19 protein-coding genes are annotated in these 18,292 nt (G+C 49.0%); 1 reads left to right on the plus strand and 18 read right to left on the minus strand.

From position 1 onward, the window contains the following. Positions 1 to 217 precede the first annotated feature (217 nt). The 3 genes from G5B47_RS22710 to G5B47_RS22720 form a co-directional block, all read right to left on the minus strand. Complete coding sequence (locus tag G5B47_RS22710) at positions 218 to 841, minus strand: hypothetical protein (protein ID WP_165103244.1); 624 nt, start codon at positions 839 to 841, stop codon at positions 218 to 220. 368 nt (positions 842 to 1,209) lie between these two features. After that, positions 1,210 to 1,557 carry a hypothetical protein gene (locus G5B47_RS22715; RefSeq protein ID WP_165103247.1) on the minus strand — a complete coding sequence of 116 codons (348 nt, stop codon included), beginning with the start codon at positions 1,555 to 1,557 and terminating at the stop codon, positions 1,210 to 1,212. Between the two features lie 173 nt (positions 1,558 to 1,730). Further along, positions 1,731 to 2,222 (minus strand): NUDIX hydrolase, encoded by a 492-nt coding sequence (locus G5B47_RS22720; protein WP_165103249.1) that lies wholly within the window; start codon positions 2,220 to 2,222, stop codon positions 1,731 to 1,733. Between the two features lie 287 nt (positions 2,223 to 2,509). On the opposite strand from G5B47_RS22720, the gene G5B47_RS22725 reads away from it, so the two are divergent. Continuing rightward, positions 2,510 to 3,535 carry an aldo/keto reductase gene (locus G5B47_RS22725; RefSeq protein WP_165103252.1) on the plus strand — a complete coding sequence of 342 codons (1,026 nt, stop codon included), beginning with the start codon at positions 2,510 to 2,512 and terminating at the stop codon, positions 3,533 to 3,535. A 60-nt stretch (positions 3,536 to 3,595) separates the two neighbouring features. Here G5B47_RS22725 and G5B47_RS22730 read toward each other — a convergent pair whose 3' ends face one another. The 15 genes from G5B47_RS22730 to G5B47_RS22800 form a co-directional block, all read right to left on the minus strand. Beyond that, entirely contained in the window at positions 3,596 to 3,994 is a 399-nt protein-coding gene (locus G5B47_RS22730; RefSeq protein WP_235950253.1) for a MerR family transcriptional regulator, read from the minus strand. Positions 3,995 to 4,104: 110 nt separating this feature from the next. Next, on the minus strand, positions 4,105 to 5,529 hold the full coding sequence (locus tag G5B47_RS22735) for an MFS transporter (protein WP_165103255.1): 1,425 nt from the start codon (positions 5,527 to 5,529) through the stop codon (positions 4,105 to 4,107). Positions 5,530 to 5,700: 171 nt separating this feature from the next. Beyond that, on the minus strand, positions 5,701 to 6,285 hold the full coding sequence (locus G5B47_RS22740) for a TetR/AcrR family transcriptional regulator (RefSeq protein ID WP_165103257.1): 585 nt from the start codon (positions 6,283 to 6,285) through the stop codon (positions 5,701 to 5,703). Positions 6,286 to 6,367: 82 nt separating this feature from the next. Continuing rightward, a complete protein-coding gene (locus G5B47_RS22745; protein ID WP_165103260.1) occupies positions 6,368 to 6,823 on the minus strand; it encodes a nuclear transport factor 2 family protein in 456 nt (151 codons plus the stop codon). A gap of 793 nt (positions 6,824 to 7,616) precedes the next feature. After that, on the minus strand, positions 7,617 to 8,093 hold the full coding sequence (locus G5B47_RS22750; protein WP_165103262.1) for a DUF4274 domain-containing protein: 477 nt from the start codon (positions 8,091 to 8,093) through the stop codon (positions 7,617 to 7,619). A 25-nt stretch (positions 8,094 to 8,118) separates the two neighbouring features. After that, positions 8,119 to 8,637, minus strand: coding sequence for a SecY-interacting protein Syd (locus G5B47_RS22755; RefSeq protein WP_206107503.1), 519 nt, complete (start codon positions 8,635 to 8,637; stop codon positions 8,119 to 8,121). Between the two features lie 85 nt (positions 8,638 to 8,722). Beyond that, positions 8,723 to 9,223, minus strand: a complete 501-nt coding sequence (locus tag G5B47_RS22760; protein WP_165103265.1) for an Imm6 family immunity protein — start codon at positions 9,221 to 9,223, stop codon at positions 8,723 to 8,725. A gap of 12 nt (positions 9,224 to 9,235) precedes the next feature. Next, a complete protein-coding gene (locus G5B47_RS25770) occupies positions 9,236 to 11,680 on the minus strand; it encodes a hypothetical protein (RefSeq protein ID WP_235957308.1) in 2,445 nt (814 codons plus the stop codon). A 103-nt stretch (positions 11,681 to 11,783) separates the two neighbouring features. After that, positions 11,784 to 11,945: a hypothetical protein gene (locus G5B47_RS22770; protein ID WP_165103268.1), complete on the minus strand. Its 162-nt coding sequence runs from the start codon at positions 11,943 to 11,945 to the stop codon at positions 11,784 to 11,786. A 1,178-nt stretch (positions 11,946 to 13,123) separates the two neighbouring features. Continuing rightward, positions 13,124 to 13,591, minus strand: coding sequence for a DUF600 domain-containing protein (locus G5B47_RS22775; RefSeq protein WP_124697102.1), 468 nt, complete (start codon positions 13,589 to 13,591; stop codon positions 13,124 to 13,126). A gap of 11 nt (positions 13,592 to 13,602) precedes the next feature. Further along, positions 13,603 to 15,996 carry a DNA/RNA non-specific endonuclease gene (locus G5B47_RS25775; RefSeq protein WP_235957310.1) on the minus strand — a complete coding sequence of 798 codons (2,394 nt, stop codon included), beginning with the start codon at positions 15,994 to 15,996 and terminating at the stop codon, positions 13,603 to 13,605. A 147-nt stretch (positions 15,997 to 16,143) separates the two neighbouring features. After that, a complete protein-coding gene (locus G5B47_RS22785) occupies positions 16,144 to 16,296 on the minus strand; it encodes a hypothetical protein (RefSeq protein WP_165103271.1) in 153 nt (50 codons plus the stop codon). Positions 16,297 to 16,453: 157 nt separating this feature from the next. Next, entirely contained in the window at positions 16,454 to 16,795 is a 342-nt protein-coding gene (locus G5B47_RS22790) for a hypothetical protein (protein ID WP_165103274.1), read from the minus strand. After that, the gene (locus G5B47_RS22795; protein WP_165103277.1) at positions 16,747 to 16,920 is read right to left on the minus strand and encodes a hypothetical protein; all 174 of its coding nucleotides are present in this window, start codon (positions 16,918 to 16,920) and stop codon (positions 16,747 to 16,749) included. The genes G5B47_RS22790 and G5B47_RS22795 overlap by 49 nt, the downstream gene beginning before the upstream one ends. A gap of 467 nt (positions 16,921 to 17,387) precedes the next feature. Then, a complete protein-coding gene (locus G5B47_RS22800; protein ID WP_206107498.1) occupies positions 17,388 to 18,287 on the minus strand; it encodes a dihydrodipicolinate synthase family protein in 900 nt (299 codons plus the stop codon). Positions 18,288 to 18,292 lie beyond the last annotated feature (5 nt).

Genomic DNA, 18,292 nt, shown 5'->3' on the forward strand with positions numbered 1-18,292 from the left:
TCGAAATGGGTTTCGTTGTTCATTCGAGGAAATTGTAATTGCTTTCATTGGAAAAGTCAATAACTAAAACTTTAGACAGTATGGGCGTCCGGGATGCCAATGTTACCGAAAACTCTCGATAAAAGGCGGCCCTGTCTTAATAAGGATAGGAGTGTGATTTGCGGGGAAAAAAGGTTCAGGAAGGGGAATGGGGAAGCCCTATTCCCCTTCCCGAGCGCTAGTGCGCGTTTTTGCCGGAATGATAGTATTTCTGCTTATATTCTTCAAAAGTGATGTTGTCCGTACGGCCCTGGACATAAGATTCATGAAGGAACTTCCAATAGTCCACCAGGTCCGCGTGTCTTCCCTGATAGCCCGCCGGAATCTTGTACAAGTATTCCAGTGACTTCTCATCGTCTCCGTCCTGTCCGTAAATGTTGTACTGGGCAAGGTTGTACATCGCCGTAAGATCTTCGCTTGGATTGGGCACTTGTTCGAAGATCTTGACAATGGAGCTGTATTCCTCACTCTCCAGCGCCTTGTCGACCGCAGCCCATACTTCCTGATTTTCATGAGCCGCGGAGCCGCTCGTCCCTCCTGACTCTTTGTCTGGAGACGCCGGAGCGCTTGCCGAGGGTGCCGATGCGGCCGCCGATGGAGCCGGGCTGGTGTCCGGCGCACTGCTTGGACTCGCTGCGGGCCCGGATGCCCCGCTTGACGGAGCCGCCGATTCCCCAGCCGCCACAGCCGGAGTCTCCTCTGCCCCGGGTTTCGGGTCTCCAGCTGTCCCGTTCCCGCAGCCGGCAGAGGCTAGCAATAACGTAAGCATCCCGGCAACAGCTATGCTTTGAAGTATTTTCATAGTCAATGACCCCTACTTTTTTTTATCCTATCTTAACACTAATATAAGATGAACTTGAAATAAATTAGAAGAAGGAGTAACAAAGGGGAAGTTTGGAACTGTAGGAGCGATAGCGATCGCCTGAAAGCTTTCCGGAGGAAAGCTCGCTTCGAAAGCATAGGCTGTCTCCGGATTTCATCCGCGAGAAGCGGTTTAAATCAAGAAATCTGGAGATGGGCAGCGGCCGGAAGTCCAAACGTTCCTCGTAGTTACGACTGATATCTGATGGGAAAATCTTAAGTTCAACTTATATAGCAAACAAACAAAAACCAGCCATGCACGAGCGTGCATCGACCGGTTGCTTGTCCGAAATGGGTTTGGCTATTTTTTTAAAATGCAATTTCTACCGAGCCGTCTTCATAAATATCGACCCGCTGGGCGCACAGCAGCATGCCCAATCCGTTCGCGAAGCCCTTCTCTCTTATATCCCGTTCTCTGCGTTCCCATCTCTCGCGGTCATGAATGATGTCGTACAGGTAGTAGAATTCCGCTTCGTTGGCAGCCTTCATCTTCTCTACAAAAATAAAGTCGTCTCCGAACAGCGCTTTGAACCAGCCGGCTGCCTCTTCATGTGTCGAAAACTGGGGAAGATCGGTCTGGAACTGTTTGGTCAGAAAATTTTGCTGCAATCTGCCCTTCTTCTCATAATAACCTGCAAGCGTCTCTGCATTAATCATCAAGATGCCTCCTCTTGTTAACCTATTCTTTCGCCATTTTGGAATCCACCAAAAACCAGCAATTTTTATGAAAATTTTATCGTATTTCTGAAAATGATGATGTGATTTAGCGCATGTGCGGGGAATGCCTGTACAAGATGAGCCGAAATATAACTCAGAGTCCTTATCCTGCTTCATAAGCCGTCCCTTAAGCGATAGCATCCATCCCCGCATAATTTCGGATGATACAGAGCCACTGGATATTCATTGCCCGCTATAAGGTTGTTAACGATTTGCGAGATAACTCCCGCGTCCCGCCATTCACTGGGGTCCAATTCCAATAATTCGGATAAAGCGGCCCATCTGCTGTCTACACCGATGTTTTCTTCCAGTTGAGGCGAGCCGCCGGTAATTCCCCCGGTAAAATGAAACAAAATGACGGGATCGCCCAAGCTGCTGACAAAATGATAGATTCCCGTCGCCGCCATAAGTCTGACCTCGTACCCGGTTTCCTCCTTCACTTCCCGGCGCGCGGCGTCCGGAATAGCTTCTCCCGGTTCGATCCGGCCGGATGGAAAGTTCCACTTATCCCGGACGGACGGTTTATTTTCCTTGATCACCAGCACCTTGCCGTCCTCACGAAAGATTGAAACGCTGACGACCAGTACGGTTTTTGATGTGTTCATAACATTCCCCTCTGCGAATAACTTTGGCGAAGTGATCCGGCTGACCAGTCAGGGCAAAAATAATTGGAATACGGCTCTGATGGAGCATCCCAGATCATACCGGTCTGGTTTGAGTTCAGCAGCATTCTGATTCCGATATTCTTCGATTAATGTTATCATTCATTCCCCGCTTCATCTCGTGATTTCAAATTCCTAAATCCGACTAAATACCTCCTTTACCTAGAGTAAACTCTAGCCATTATGATGATTTTGCAAAGACAAAATCAACCATCAAGGAGAGATGATGCATGAAATACAAACTGCTAGGCGGTACTGGTCTGATGGTGTCGGAATTCTGTCTGGGTACGATGACGTTCGGTGGCAAAAATGATCCAATGAGCTCGGTAATGGGCGCTCTGGATGATCAAGCGGCAGGTTTGCTTGTGAATGAAGCGCTTGAAGCAGGGATTAATTTTTTTGATACCGCTAATGTATACGGCGTAGGTGAATCGGAAGAGATTCTCGGACGTTCGCTCAAAGGCAAGCGGCATGAAGCGGTGATCGCGACCAAGGTAAGATTCCGGATGGGACCGGGCCCGAACGACGCCGGATTATCGAGAGGCCATATTATCCGGCAGGCGGAAGAAAGCCTGAAGCGTCTTGGTACAGATTATATCGACCTGTATCAGATTCACGGCCCCGACCCGCTTACGGACTGGGAAGAAACGCTGCGTGCGCTGGACGATCTCGTTCGCAGCGGCAAGGTTCGGTATATCGGCTGCTCGAACCTGCAGGGCTGGCAGATGATGAAGGCGAACGGCATTTCCCGGCAGCTGGGCCTTAATGCCTTCCAGACGACCCAATCCTATTATTCGCTCGCCGGACGCGACGTTGAGCGGGAGATTATCCCCGTGCTTCAGGATCAGAAGATGGGCCTCCTCGTGTGGAGTCCGTTGGCCGGCGGATTTCTGTCGGGCAAGTATACCCGGGACAACCAAGGCGGGGCGGATGACCGGCGCAACAAATTCGACTTCCCTCCGGTTGACCGGGAAAAGGGCTATGTCTTGATTGATATTTTGCAGGAAATCGCCAAGGCGCGGGAAACCTCGGTCGCTCGCATCGCGCTGGCCTGGCTTCTGAATCAACCGACCGTCACGAGCGTGATTGTCGGCGCCAAGCGGCCCGACCAGCTTCGGGACAATCTTGGAGCTTCCGGTATTGTTTTGAACGAGGGGGAGCTGTCCCGACTGGATCAAGCCAGCCGTCTGCAGCCGGAGTATCCTCTATGGAACCCTGCCGTTTATATCGAAGACCGTTATATGAATCCGCAATAATTCGCCAGAAAAAAAAGGGATGAGCCGAAGTACTTCGGTTCGTCCCTTTTGATTTTAAGTTCATCCTGTTTGTCCGTCGCTCTGGACTTTGTCTTTGGCTTCGGAGTACATGCCGATCTTGAAGTCAATCATCCCGATATAGGACATCAGAGTATTGACCTGATCTTGAATGGTCTTCTTCTGCAGCTCAAGCATTTGTATACGCTCTTCAATGGTTGCGTCGCCTTTCACGGTAAGCTCGACAAATTCCTTCAGCTGTGAAATGGACATGCCCGTATCACGGAGGCAGCATATGAAGTTCAGCCACTCGATATGTTCATCCTCATAAATGCGGATGCCGCTTTCGTTTCGTTTGATGAACGGCAGAATGCCTTCTTTTTCATAATATCTCAAGGTATGGATCGACAAATTCGACTTCTCGGCAACTTGACCGATCGTATATTGCATGTTGAGGCTCATCTTCTTGACCTCCTTATTATTAAGGGTAAACGTCCTTAAAATGCGACACCTTAATTATAGGACCTAGAGTAAGCTCGAAGTCAAGTGTTCAGAAGGGAACTCGGCGGGCTTTACTCTTGCAGCGACCCCGCTTCCATAACAGCGGCATTTTTTTGCTTAAGCGCAAGGAACGATACAAGAATGCCAATAATCGCAATCACAGCGTCAATAATGAATGCCATGTGGATCGCTCCGGTTAAATCCGAGGGCTCCATCGTTTCCAGAGTAGCGTTAGTGCCGAGGCTTGCAGATATAATGGCCATAATGACAGCCAATCCAACCGCTCCGCCGATTTGCTGCCCGGTAGAAACGATAGCGGATGCGACACCCTGCTCTTTCATATCAATTCCCGAGCTTGCCGCAATGAACATTGTTGTAAAAATAAAGGCCTGACCGATACCAATAATAACGGTGCCCGGAATAATCCCCCATGCCGATCCATGCTCAGAGAGCTGGGTGAGCAGCATGAACCCGATTGCGCCAAGTCCCATGCCGCTTGCAATGGTACCTGCCGCCCCTACCTTTGCCAGCATTTTATTAATCAACTTCGCACCTGCAAAAGCACTAATGGTCAGCGGCAGGAAGCTTAATCCGGATTGGATGGCAGAGTAATGCAGCACCTCTTGCGTGTATAGCGTGAGGAAATAGTATAACGTACCGAATGAAGCGGAGAACAACGCTGCGGTAATCGCGGCCCCGGTCAAACTCCGTATACGAAACAGTCTGAAAGGGATCAAAGGATCTTTCGTGCGTTTTTCAATGACTACGAACATTAGAAGGAGAATAACGCCGATAATGCCAGGAATAATTGCTGATGGATGAAGCCAGCCAACGACCGGGGCTTGAATAAGATAATTTACTATCAAGATCATGCCGGCTGTTACGGAAATCGCGCCTAATGCGTCAAAATGGCGTTTTACCGCTGCCGCCTTGCTCTCCACAAGCATGATCGGAGCGAGGATAATAACGAAAACAGCTATTGGTACATTGACAAAAAAGGTGGCTTCCCAGCCGATAAAGCTTGTTAACACGCCGCCAAGCAATAACCCGATGGACATGCCCACTCCACCCATTGCCGCCCAAATGCCTAATGCACGGTTGCGTTCCGGGCCTTCTTCAAAATTGGACATGATGAGCGACAGCGTAGCCGGCGACAGCAGCGCACCGCCTATGCCTTGGAGTCCCCTTGCCATAATGAGGAACAGCTGAGAGTCTGCCAGACCGCCAAGCAGAGAGCCTAAACCGAAGATCCCCATGGCAATGATGAACATCCGCCTTCTGCCCAGTAAATCGGACAATCTTCCACCGATAAGCAGGAAGCCTCCAAAGGCCAGGGAAAACGCGCTGATGACCCATTGCAGCTGGTTCGCACTAAATCCTAAGTCTGCTGCAAGTGAAGGCAGAGCTACAAAAATAATCGTGTAATCAAGAGCCAAAATTAATTGGGACAGTGCCAGAATCGTCAATGCCAATCCTTTGTGTCTAGTCGAATTCATGAAATCCGCTCCTTTTCTTTATCAGACCTTTCAGTCTATTTAATATAGCGGGAATAGGGTCAATAAATCGCCCACTCTACCCCCGAACTCCATTACGTAAGACTCCACCACTTTCCAGACCAATCGATCTGAAAATCCGAAAATAAATTGAAGCGTCTTTTTTGCGCTCCATTAATTGTCCAGCTTAGAAAGCGTAACGGCAGCAATATCATCCAAAACTTTAGGATCGGTAGTTAATTTAACCACTTGGGTTAGAGCATATCTCTCATGGTACAAATACCGTGCAAGACCAAGCAAATCACGGGTTCCGCTTAGTTCACCCTGATTTCGGGCGCGAACCAGCGCATCATAGAAGGCTTGGATCAAACTCGTCATATCCCGTTCAAAAAACGCTGCGATTTCCGGATCATGAGGAACTTGATCGATGGCGCTGTGCATAATGAAGCATTCCTTACGGCGGAGATCATCTTGCAGAACGGCCACAATTTCATGAAAAATATCAGCAAACGCTTTTTTTACCGAACCTGGGCGCTCCAAATACGAAATGACCGCATCCGATTTCTCAATCACATAATGTTTTACCGCCTTGATGAAGAGATCCCGCTTGGTGCCGTAGGTGTCGTATAGACTTTGACGCGCTATGCCTAACCCATCGAGTAAATTTTGCAGCGAAGTGCCTTCGTAACCGTAATGCCCGAATATCTCCATGGCCTTGTGCAGAGCTAGCGTTGTATCAAATTCCTTACTTCTTGCCATTGCCTAACAAGCACTCCTCCCTTGTAACATTCATATTATTTTTCCAGATCGTTCAGTCAATTATTGATAAAAAAATGATGGGTTACGCTGAGAATTGAACGGCTTGATTCATGCTGCCAACCGATTCGATCGCCACCAGCGGATTCCAGAAATCCCGATAGCGTGTAATGAGGCCGTCTTTCGTTTCAACCACACTGATGTACGTCTGATTGTAAGGGTTCCCTGTTTCTCTGTGCTTCCCGGTGGATTTGAATTCCGCAATCACAAGCTCGGGATCGACAGCCGGATGGAACTCCAGTTCTGTAAATTGCACCTCGAAGTGTTTCGGGAAGTTCTGCATATATTCGTACATGTCGGCTTTGCCTTGTTTGAATTCAGGGAATCCTGCCGGGCCGTAAGGGAACTCCAGGATACCATCTTCGTGCCAAAGATTGACCCATGCTTCAATATCTCCGCCCGACAAATATTTCAAGTGATTCCAAAAGGTCTCTTGCGCCCGCTCGCGAATAGCTCCTGCTGTAAGTTTGTTGTTGTTCATTTTTATTTCCTCCTTTTAATTTGACTATTCAGTCTGTAATGTTTAAAAAAATAAAACCTTGCATTAAGTATTATAATTTCCGTGCCTGCAGTTCTTGTAGTCCACCTCCTTGTGATTTCATATTAACCTTTCCGGATCGTTTAGTCAATAATTATTTTTGTTGATTTTAGGCAATCCATTTCATTTTTGAAGCACATTACCACGCTTCCAGTGGCGTTAAGCTCTTGCTGGACTCTCCACTTCCGACATAAGAGATATTGACGCTGTACTTCCTGTTCATCGTAGCCGTTCTGTAGCATCACATTCAGGATGGCGTGGGGGATGGAATCGGTGTATCCATACAAGCAACTACGTAACCTTTCCCATGAGATGTCATAAAGGACAACAAACGCCCGATGGGTTAGTCCCAGCTTCTGAATGCACTCTTTAACAGGATGATTCTCCTTTCGAGATGTTTTCCCTTATAGGTTAGACACTCTACAGGCAGGAATCACACCAGACATACAGAAGCATAGGACGATTCTTGAATTTGTCACATCGGAATAACCCATCAATAACAAGACAGCCTAGATAATAACGGTAAATCCCGAATGCACTCGATTAGATTGCCACATCCTGCCGCACTATTTGGATGATATTCCGATTCGGTTCAATCTTAGCAGGGCATGAATAACTGAAATTGCTTGGCTTCGTTATCTCCCGCCCGCTTAATTGGTGGTGCGTGGTGCGCAGCGGGACAGTCACTCTCATCATGATGTCTTCGTTCGGCACTGGATAGCTCTCACATGATACACTAGAGGACTGGGATTGCTACATCATCACCAGGAGACTTATCCAAAAAGACTTCAGGAATACTAGGGTTTGATTTTCTCAGTTTAAAGGCTTGTACTTTTGTTAGTGGTGGTGTAAAAGATATCGTCTTGTTAGGGAAGTCGTCATCAACTATCCTATCAAACAAGTTACTAATTAAATCTTTCCATTCACTTTGGGCGGACTCAGAAACAGCATCTTTTGATTCGAGCACACGATAACCATCTGCTCGATAAAACAACAGCAGACCAGTACCTAAGTCGCAATTTCCATTACCCAGTATAGCCTCAGGAATTTCAAAGCCACTGTTCCAGTTAAAGTTAGCGGCAAGGATATGGAGTTCCAGAGGACTCATATTTTTGATTTCTGCAATAATATTGCTATTTTCCTCAGCATATAATAGGTCTTTTAGCTCCTGTAGTTCTTCGCCATGCGTATCGGATGTTTTCTTATTTGTCATCGGTCTATCAATCCGCTTTGTAAATTTATCTTTTTAGCCGTAAAGTTGTAATTAATTGCTTAATACCCTCTGAGATTACTTCAAATGAATTTCTTTCAAAGTCCTCAAGTTTTACAGAACCATTTTCATTATCAACTACAACAATAAGCCCATTACCCTCTATGCCTATAGGGATATGCTCAAGTTTGTTATTGTGGTTATTCTTGTATCCCATAAGCATGTTTCTGTAAGATTCAATATCTGCCTTTGGCAGTACCGATTCTAGTTTTATATAGTGGTCTTTAATAAACCCATCTAAATCTGCAAACCAATATGAATTGAAATATTCGATAACAGACGGATGAATTCTGATACCTAAGTTCTCTTCTAGTGATTTGAAATCATTAATATCTTTTTTTTTGACAGGTCTCCAAGAGATATACTCATCCTCGTCAACTTCTCCAACATAAATAAGGGAATCAACATCTTCATCGAATGGTATTTTAAATAAAAAATCCAATCCTTCATCCGCAATTTCTTTCCTTAACGAAAAGTAGTGATTCATAGCTTCCTTTATAGACAAAAATATCACCCTAAAGCCACTACCCCACCGATAAGACCAAAACAGTTGGTAGCAGTTAAACTATATTTTATAAATTCTTCAAAACTTCAGTCCTCAAATCACTCATATTATCCTCAACCTTGAACTCAGTCAATAAAGAATTCATTCGTAGAATGTAATTGCCTGAATCCACTACACATTTTTCAAAACAATCAATAAAATGATCTACTAATGTGTCATCTACTAATGCAATTGGTTCTGGATAATACTTTACACCTTCTCTTTCATATGCTTTTCGACTAGTATATGCAACTGCATCAATAATACAGTTCCAAGCTATCTTATCTACTTCATTGTCTGACATTTCTTGGATTATAGTTATACCATTTTCCTCATCATCTAACAAATCGTAGAGAATATCCCCTATATTATCTTTTTCCCTCAACCAGTCCCAACATTTACTAATAACGTCTTGAGCAACTTTTTGGTCTTCCTTTCGAGAAAATACTGATAGTACTTTTTCTGAAAGACCAAGAAAAAAAATCACTTTACCATCGTCTGTGAAACTATCAAAGTTTGTATAAGTCATATTAACCTCCAACTAATCAATATATTCTCCATTTTTTATCTTTAGATTAAGCCTACCAGTTACTTTTATGCTTTCATCAATCTCCGATGTAACTTCGATTATTAGGTTTGGATATTTTATACTTAACTGCTTTAACACACCAGGCAACACCTTATCGTTGCCTAGTCCCTGATAACATTTTCTACATACACCAGCAGGATTCGATTGATGAAGTCTTAATATTCCTACTACATCTTTTGGATCTATTCCTGCTTTTATAACTGCTGAATCAAATTCATTTAATACTCCCTCCTCAGCATGCCTAGTGAACAATGGGTTATTTGCAGGAGCTTTAATATTTCTATCGGGCATTACTTCATCTAAATCAGGTAATCCTGCTTCTTTTCGTACTTTCGGTGACCCTCCTTCAAAGGTCAAATCTTCCAAACCTTTTACATCTGTTTTACCAACTGCAACTGTTTCAGTTTCTGGAACATTCCACTTTTTCCTTAGAGCATCTATTTCAGTATTACCAACATCAATCCTAGGAGCTTCCCCCGTACTCTTAGTCCCCCACCCCTCCGATTTCCGTACCTCCGGCACCGTAAAGTCGGGATGGGACGAGCCCGGTACAGTTAGGCCCTCCGGTGTCGCCAGCCTGGGCGGAAGCCCCCACCCGGAGAGGGAACCTGATGTTTTCTTCTCCTGCAGCAGCAACCTCAGCGCCTTGGCATCACTCTTAACCATCCATTTGACACCCTGCAGCGCTTTGCCCACCGGGATTGCATTTGTCGCGGTATTCCCCGCTGCGTGTCCCAGCGCATACGCCCGCTGCTCCGGCGTCATCTCCCGGAACGCTTCGATCTTTCCTTCGCCCCACCCCTGCAGTTCCTTTATACTTTCCACCGGGTGACGAAGTTTCTTTGCTCCCTGCTCCATCAGGCTTCCAATCGCCTCGCCCGTTTGGATCGGGTGCCGCAGCACCTGATACGCTCCCTCTGCCAGACCAACGACCCCGTCCACTGCTCCGTTCACCGAGCCCGTCAGAAACGAGGCCGTCACGTTCATCCACTGCGGCACCTTCCCCGCCTGGCTCCAGTCCTTCTCCTCCTGCACCGCAAAGTAGGCTTCACTGTATTTCAGACCTAACCCTTCCCGCAGAGATGGCGGCACCAGGTCGAATGTTTCCGGATCGTAGCCCTGACTCCACACATAACGCAGGAAATCACTCTCCGATTGGCCGTCCGCATTCAGCGTAAGGCTTTTCTGTTTCCTGGCATACTGCATCACCAGCATTTGCAGCAGATCACTGTTGATCCGCTCCGCCGGCAGATCTCCGCTCAGCAGCGCCAGCGCCCGAGACACCGCCGTGCGGCGATCCACGGCCGCCTCCGGCTCGCGCGCGGCTCCGTATTGCAGCAGCGCAGACACCAGGTCCGGCGTGAACGTATCTTCGTCCATCTCTAGCGCATAGCCCTGTGCCTTTAGCGCTTTCCGCAGCCGCTTCACTTCCGTTTCCGGCAGCTTCCCGTACAGCGCAGCGATAGCTTCCAGCTCCTGCCGCTCCGCCACTGCCTGCCGCACCGATAACGCAATCGCTTCATAATGGGAATGCGCCCACTGGCGGTACGCGGCATTGGCCATCGCGGCCGTGAGCACCAACTGCAGTTCCTTCTCCTCCGGCAGCGGCGACCTATCCGCGGCCAGCGGATTGTACCGGCAGGCCGTAAGCGGAGGAGACGGGACATCGCCGGGGATCACCGCCGTCGCTTCAAGCACCGCTGCCGAAATCCCCTTCATCTCGAGCGAAGTCCGCAGCGTATCCGCATACCGCAGCGCTTCCTTCTCGTAAGCCGCGTTGCCGAAGGCCCGGTAGACCTCCGCTGCCGTCCGGCTGCGCGCCAGCTCTTTCAACTGCTCCCGAATCTCCCGCAGCTGCTTCCGGGCGGAAACACGTTCCATTTCCGTACCCTCCTGCAGTTTGCGGATCAGCGCGGCGATGATTTCGTCGGTCCATATCGGCTCCAATCCATAGACCAGCTCGGCATCGGCGCCGGCGGACAGCCCCTCTTTCAGCCGCTCCCCCGGGAAAAGAAACACCGGAAAGCGGGCAACCGGCCCGCCGAGACCGCTAAACGTCTTCCATTCCGGCGACCTCGGTAATAGCGACGCATCCACAAGCGCCTTAGCCCGGCGTTCCGACTCCCGGTAACGGCCAACTGTCCACTCCAGATTTTGGGCATGCCGGCGCAAAATCCGGTCCCCTTGTTCCCCGGCGGCCATTACCTCACGCAAGTGGTCTTCCGCTTCCCGCACACTCTGGCGGACATACGGCTCCGTGTACTCGCTTCCGGTTTGCGCAAGCAGCCTGCCGGTGCTCCGGTTCATTTCGGACAACTTGCCCTCCAGGCTGCGGCGAATGCGCTGGATGCCGGCGGATAACACCAGCAGGCGCTCAAGATCCACTTTTTGTATCATGCTTGTTCCCCTCTTTTTTGTACAAGTCACCTCTCCTGTTGTCAACTCGTGATTGCGGCCCTTCCTTAATCTACTTGTTGCTTTTGAATATGAACGCCTAATCTCAGTTATTCAAATCGTCGTACATGGAGCCTTTCACGGTTACTTCAATCTCGTCCAGCGGCTTGACGCCGACCAGCTTGCCCAATTTGTTATAGGCGTTACTGCTGTCTCCAAGCTCTACATCCGCGATCCAGGCTTTGACATAATACTTGCCGTCCGACATAGGTTAGTCACTCTACAGGCAGGAATCACACTCAGACATACAGAAACATAAGACGATTCTAGAATTTGTCACATCGGAATAAATCCATCAATAACCAGCAGCTTAGACAACAACGGTAAAGCCTTACTGCATTCAATTGTTTTCCGCATCACGTCATACTATGGAGACAATCTTCTAATTGAAGCAATAACCATGAAAAACTGGATATGCCTAGCTCCGTTCTTCCCCACCAGCCCAACCAGCGTTGCGTGGTGCGTAATGGTGGGGGCAGGCATAAAAAAACAGGTCAATCACGATGGTATCTGACCATAATCAACCTGTTTGATGTAACGGCATTTCGTTATTCAGGTTATAATATGTGCTAATGGTTGAATGATGGGTTCATTCGGCACTGGGCAGCCCATAACCCATAATACCAACTATTACACTCAATAATTTACTCGTACTGCACACTACCAATAAAAACGTAGTTATAACCGTCTCTTTTAACTTCTTTAATATCACAATTATATTCATAGTTATATATAAGGATTGCAGAGTTTATGTCTGGAGGAAGTTCATTAACTAGCAATGACTCGAAGCCTGGAATGACAATTCTCCATAAGAGATATTGCCGCTGTGCTTCCTGTTCATCATAGCCATACTGTAGCATGACATTCAAGATGGCACGGGGGATGGAATCAGTGTAGCCGTACAAGCAACTACGAAACCTTTCCCATGAGTTGTTATACAAGACTACAAACGCCCCTATGTGTTAGCCCTAGCTTCTGAATGCATTCTTTAACGGGATGATTCATGGATGATTGCTCCTTTCGAGATGTTCTCCCTTATTAGGTTAGACACTCTACAGGCAGGAATCACATCAGACATACAGAAGCATAGAGCGATTTTTGAATCTTGAATTTGTCACATCGGAATAATCCATGGATAACAAGACAGCCTAGATATTAACGGTAACTCCCGAATGGATTCGATAAAATTGCCGCATCCTGCCGCACTATTTGGATGCTATTTCCGATTCGGTTTAATCTTCGCAGGGAAGAATAATCAAATTTACTTGGCTTCGTTATCTCCCGCCCGCTTAATACGTGTTGCGTGGTGCGTTTGTATGACATTGGATTGAAAAATACGCCGTTTTACGTTTTGGTAGATCAGCTTGCGCAACCAACTTGCAGCGGCTACAATTTCCCGCCCATTTCCTCAAACCACTCATCGAAAATATGCCCAGCTGTTTTTACTGGATCATTTGAGTATTTAATTTCGTAGCTATATTGAGCTTCCAATTTATTTCTTGAAACATCATAAATCAGTTTCATTTCCGTAGGCATATCTCTGTTGAATTTCTGACACAAGTCCTTAATTTTACGTAAATTTTGATTGCAAATATTAAGCACTGCGATCTGCCGTTCTTTTGACACATTGTAAATAGGCTGCGAATGACGATCATCTGTTTCGACAGCAGTATTTAATTTGTGCTTTTCAACAATCTGACCGTTTATTTTATAAAATACATCAGAACTAAATTGATCAAATTCATTTGTAGCGTAAATATAGATCATCTCTGCTTTATTACTTACGTATTCCATACAAATCGAAACCATATCCGCCTGTAGTTCCGAGAAGTAATCTTCAAATACCTTTGTCATATTATTACCTCCTAATTGACCAGATCAACAACCTTAATCTTGCCATCAATCTCATAGATCACATTAAAACTAGACGGTCTAAGTGAATCCCCTTCGTAATTTACTTTTACTTCAACTGATACATGCTTAGGAGGATTTGATTGTAACGCTTTTGCCCATTCATTTTCTATTTTTTTGTACTCGCTTAGATTAATTTTACTTGACTGGGAGACAAGGTTATCAATCTCTGGTGAACCACCAAATCTATCCCCAGCCAGATGGCCTGCATGGTCGCCGGGCTCTTTGCCTGGTGTATTTGAATCATGTGGCAATCGCTCTTCTCTAGTAGTCAATTTTAGATCATCAGCGGTAAACTTTTCAATCCTACCAAGATGGTCTGTTTCATAATCATATTGGTGCTCACCCGCTTTATACTTCGCATTCGGTATTAGTTCCCCCGTATCATCAATAGGATTATCAACAAAAGTCTTATCAGGAACTTTACCCGTCCCCTCAATCCCCCACCCCTCCGATTTCCGTACCTCCGGCACCGTAAAGTCGGGATGGGACGAGCCCGGTACAGTTAGGCCCTCCGGTGTCGCCAGCCTGGGCGGAAGCCCCCACCCGGAGAGGGAGCCTGATGTTTTCTTCTCCTGCAGCAGCAACCTCAGCGCCTTGGCATCACTCTTAACCATCCATTTGACACCCTGCAGCGCTTTGCCCACCGGGATTGCATTTGTCGCGGTATTCCCCGCTGCGTGTCCCAGCGCATACGCCCGCTGCTCCGGCGTCATCTCCCGGAACGCTTCGATCTTTCCTTCGCCCCACCCCTGCAGTTCCTTTATACTTTCCACCGGGTGACGAAGTTTCTTTGCTCCCTGCTCCATCAGGCTTCCAATCGCCTCGCCCGTTTGGATCGGGTGCCGCAGCACCTGATACGCTCCCTCTGCCAGACCAACGACCCCGTCCACTGCTCCGTTCACCGAGCCCGTCAGAAACGAGGCCGTCACGTTCATCCACTGCGGCACCTTCCCCGCCTGGCTCCAGTCCTTCTCCTCCTGCACCGCAAAGTAGGCTTCACTGTATTTCAGACCTAACCCTTCCCGCAGAGATGGCGGCACCAGGTCGAATGTTTCCGGATCGTAGCCCTGACTCCACACATAACGCAGGAAATCACTCTCCGATTGGCCGTCCGCATTCAGCGTAAGGCTTTTCTGTTTCCTGGCATACTGCATCACCAGCATTTGCAGCAGATCACTGTTGATCCGCTCCGCCGGCAGATCTCCGCTCAGCAGCGCCAGCGCCCGAGACACCGCCGTGCGGCGATCCACGGCCGCCTCCGGCTCGCGCGCGGCTCCGTATTGCAGCAGCGCAGACACCAGGTCCGGCGTGAACGTATCTTCGTCCATCTCTAGCGCATAGCCCTGTGCCTTTAGCGCTTTCCGCAGCCGCTTCACTTCCGTTTCCGGCAGCTTCCCGTACAGCGCAGCGATAGCTTCCAGCTCCTGCCGCTCCGCCACTGCCTGCCGCACCGATAACGCAATCGCTTCATAATGGGAATGCGCCCACTGGCGGTACGCGGCATTGGCCATCGCGGCCGTGAGCACCAACTGCAGTTCCTTCTCCTCCGGCAGCGGCGACCTATCCGCGGCCAGCGGATTGTACCGGCAGGCCGTAAGCGGAGGAGACGGGACATCGCCGGGGATCACCGCCGTCGCTTCAAGCACCGCTGCCGAAATCCCCTTCATCTCGAGCGAAGTCCGCAGCGTATCCGCATACCGCAGCGCTTCCTTCTCGTAAGCCGCGTTGCCGAAGGCCCGGTAGACCTCCGCTGCCGTCCGGCTGCGCGCCAGCTCTTTCAACTGCTCCCGAATCTCCCGCAGCTGCTTCCGGGCGGAAACACGTTCCATTTCCGTACCCTCCTGCAGTTTGCGGATCAGCGCGGCGATGATTTCGTCGGTCCATATCGGCTCCAATCCATAGACCAGCTCGGCATCGGCGCCGGCGGACAGCCCCTCTTTAAGCCGCTCCCCCGGGAAAAGAAACACCGGAAAGCGGGCAACCGGCCCGCCGAGACCGCTAAACGTCTTCCATTCCGGCGACCTCGGTAATAGCGACGCATCCACAAGCGCCTTAGCCCGGCGTTCCGACTCCCGGTAACGGCAAACTATCCACTCCAGATTTTGGGCATGCCGGCGCAAAATCCGGTCCCCTTGTTCCCCGGCGGCCATTACCTCACGCAAGTGGTCTTCCGCTTCCCGCACACTCTGGCGGACATACGGCTCCGTGTACTCGCTTCCGGTTTGCGCAAGCAGCCTGCCGGTGCTCCGGTTCATTTCGGACAACTTGCCCTCCAGGCTGCGGCGAATGCGCTGGATGCCAGCGGATAACGCCAGCAGGCGCTCAAGATCCACTTTTTGTATCATGCTTGTTCCCCTCTTTTTTTGTACAAGTCACCTCTCCTGTTGTCAACTCGTGATTGCGGCTCTTCCTTAATCTACTTGCTGCTTTTGAATATGAACGCCTAATCTCAGTTATTCAAATCGTCGTACATGGAACCTTTCACGGTCACTTCAATCTCGTCCAACAAGCAGTTCTTTGGCAAGTGGGGAAACGGACTCCATACCTACGGTGATATTGTAAATCTTATCCGGAATCCATGCCCGGGTCTGGGATTCGGAGCGCTGAAACTGCTCCTGATTGTCTGCTGCTTTCAATGAAAACATGGAATGATGGGAAAATCCCGTGTACTCCTTGGAAATGGTATCTATATAGATACCGTCTGACGGATTCATGAATAGGGCATGGACAAGGCCATGCTTGTTCCTAAATTCTTTTATCTGTCCGTTCTCGTTCAGTTCCTCGATAGTGTTGGCTCACTGCCTAAGGCAGCAATTTGGGTACCGTTCCTGGTGTCAACAGTACATGTTCGCGCTCCGGTAACGAGCTCTTTTTTTCCTTGCCGCCATTCATCTTGCTATAACTGTTGTCCTCCGCAGGTTTGCCCTTCTTCGGGAGCCTCCCCGACAGTTCCGGTAATATCTCCAGAGCCTTGACAAAAACCTCGGACGGCACTCTTATGTAGTCGCAAATCATGATTTTGAGATTGGGATATTTGGTGGTCAGATTCTCCCATTCTTTCATTTTAAAAAAATCTCTCGTTACGAGAATCACTCTTACCGTTGAACGCTGATTAGCGGCCAGTTGGGCCGCCAATCGATCCATATCCGTTTATCCTTCTCTCCGACCCCCGACAAGACCTCATCCGTTACCAGGATCGCGTCAACCGCCGGAGCAGTCTGATGAAGATAGCCCGGAGCGTCTTCGAACGCAAGCCCGGTGTCATTCAAGATGTCGGCCTGCTTCCCTAGATGCTGGCTTGTTATTGCGCCGAACCCATTCATTACCAATAAAAAAACATAAAGGAGAATAAATGGTATAATTTTCTCAAAATTCCAACGGTAGAATTATACAAAAGAACCACTGGATAGACAATGACTTCCACCATTCGTTCACTTTTACTGAATATTGAAAGAAGTCCTCGAAGTAACATATAAACGCTTTCAGATTATTGAAATTAAAGAGACTGCTTAAAACAATCAATTCAGGACAAAAAAGACAACAGCCGGACAGGTACAGGAATGAATTCCTGCCGCTCGCCCGGCTGTATTGCAAAACCTTTATTGGGTTTGATCGAAACACCAATTCCCATATTTCATGTGAAATCCCTTCAAGTGGCCAAATGTCCTCTACCGGTAAAATTCCTTAGACTCACATAAAGCTTGAGCGGCTTTCGGCGAGGTTCGCTTGCTGATGCTTATGCTATGATGCCGGTCTGCTGCAGGGTGCGTGCGATATCCGCTCTGGCCTCTTCCCCCAGCGTGCGGAAAGGCGCCCGGACTGGTCCCGAAGACAGCCCGATAAGTTCCATCGCGGCCTTGACCATCGCGGGCTGCCCGTATTTGCGGGCCAGATCGCGGATCGGCTGCCAGCGGTAATACCGCTCCAGGGCGCGGGCATTGTCTCCCTGCTGAAATTCGTTGTACAGCGCGACGAACTCGGAAGTCATGAAGTTGGCGTTCGTGGATGTACAGCCGGGCAAGCCGGAGGCAAGTCCGCCGAGGATGAGGCCGTCCGAGCCGCACATGACCGAGATGTCCTTGCCGGCGTAAGCGACGGTCCGCACCAGCGCATGCAGATCGGTAGCGCCCTGCTTGACTCCGGCGACGTTGTCCAGCTTGGCCAGCTTGGCGATCTCTTCCGGCGACAGATGGACGCCGATGCTCGCACTGTTGTAGATAAGAATCGGCAGTTCAGTCGATTCGTTCAGCAGCTCGAAGTGATACAGAATATCCTGCGGCCGGACCTCCGATACGTACGGAGGTGTCACCATTACGCCGTCGGCGCCGGCCTGCTTGGCCGCATCCGCCAGCTCGATGGCTTCGCCGGTGCCGCTGGCCGCCGTGCAGCACAGCAGCGGAACCCGGCCGGCCACCGCGTCGGCGGCGGCGGTGAACAGCTGCTTCCGCTCATCACTTGTCAGACTCGGGTACTCCGCGTATGTACCGCCGACGATAATGCCGTGAGCGCCCGAAGCGATGAAGTGATCGATATTCCGCCGCAGCGCGGCCGGATCGAAAGCCAGCGTATCCGTCATCGGAGTGATAGCGAGCACGTAAATCCCTTTAAGCTTATCTTTCAAGTCAGTTGTGGACATGTTGT

The organism is Paenibacillus apii, assembly GCF_011043685.1.
GTDB classification, from domain to species: Bacteria; Bacillota; Bacilli; order Paenibacillales; family Paenibacillaceae; genus Paenibacillus_AQ; species Paenibacillus_AQ sabinae.

What these genes read in the sequence shown, in the direction of transcription:
- G5B47_RS22710 (WP_165103244.1), bottom strand. Translation starts at nt 841, where the DNA reads ATGAAAATACTTCAAAGCATAGCTGTTGCCGGGATGCTTACGTTATTG.
- G5B47_RS22715 (WP_165103247.1), bottom strand. Translation starts at nt 1,557, where the DNA reads ATGATTAATGCAGAGACGCTTGCAGGTTATTATGAGAAGAAGGGCAGA.
- G5B47_RS22720 (WP_165103249.1), bottom strand. Translation starts at nt 2,222, where the DNA reads ATGAACACATCAAAAACCGTACTGGTCGTCAGCGTTTCAATCTTTCGT.
- G5B47_RS22725 (WP_165103252.1), top strand. Translation starts at nt 2,510, where the DNA reads ATGAAATACAAACTGCTAGGCGGTACTGGTCTGATGGTGTCGGAATTC.
- G5B47_RS22730 (WP_235950253.1), bottom strand. Translation starts at nt 3,994, where the DNA reads ATGAGCCTCAACATGCAATATACGATCGGTCAAGTTGCCGAGAAGTCG.
- G5B47_RS22735 (WP_165103255.1), bottom strand. Translation starts at nt 5,529, where the DNA reads ATGAATTCGACTAGACACAAAGGATTGGCATTGACGATTCTGGCACTG.
- G5B47_RS22740 (WP_165103257.1), bottom strand. Translation starts at nt 6,285, where the DNA reads ATGGCAAGAAGTAAGGAATTTGATACAACGCTAGCTCTGCACAAGGCC.
- G5B47_RS22745 (WP_165103260.1), bottom strand. Translation starts at nt 6,823, where the DNA reads ATGAACAACAACAAACTTACAGCAGGAGCTATTCGCGAGCGGGCGCAA.
- G5B47_RS22750 (WP_165103262.1), bottom strand. Translation starts at nt 8,093, where the DNA reads ATGACAAATAAGAAAACATCCGATACGCATGGCGAAGAACTACAGGAG.
- G5B47_RS22755 (WP_206107503.1), bottom strand. Translation starts at nt 8,637, where the DNA reads ATGAATCACTACTTTTCGTTAAGGAAAGAAATTGCGGATGAAGGATTG.
- G5B47_RS22760 (WP_165103265.1), bottom strand. Translation starts at nt 9,223, where the DNA reads ATGACTTATACAAACTTTGATAGTTTCACAGACGATGGTAAAGTGATT.
- G5B47_RS25770 (WP_235957308.1), bottom strand. Translation starts at nt 11,680, where the DNA reads ATGATACAAAAAGTGGATCTTGAGCGCCTGCTGGTGTTATCCGCCGGC.
- G5B47_RS22770 (WP_165103268.1), bottom strand. Translation starts at nt 11,945, where the DNA reads ATGTCGGACGGCAAGTATTATGTCAAAGCCTGGATCGCGGATGTAGAG.
- G5B47_RS22775 (WP_124697102.1), bottom strand. Translation starts at nt 13,591, where the DNA reads ATGACAAAGGTATTTGAAGATTACTTCTCGGAACTACAGGCGGATATG.
- G5B47_RS25775 (WP_235957310.1), bottom strand. Translation starts at nt 15,996, where the DNA reads ATGATACAAAAAGTGGATCTTGAGCGCCTGCTGGCGTTATCCGCTGGC.
- G5B47_RS22785 (WP_165103271.1), bottom strand. Translation starts at nt 16,296, where the DNA reads ATGTTTTCATTGAAAGCAGCAGACAATCAGGAGCAGTTTCAGCGCTCC.
- G5B47_RS22790 (WP_165103274.1), bottom strand. Translation starts at nt 16,795, where the DNA reads ATGGATCGATTGGCGGCCCAACTGGCCGCTAATCAGCGTTCAACGGTA.
- G5B47_RS22800 (WP_206107498.1), bottom strand. Translation starts at nt 18,287, where the DNA reads ATGTCCACAACTGACTTGAAAGATAAGCTTAAAGGGATTTACGTGCTC.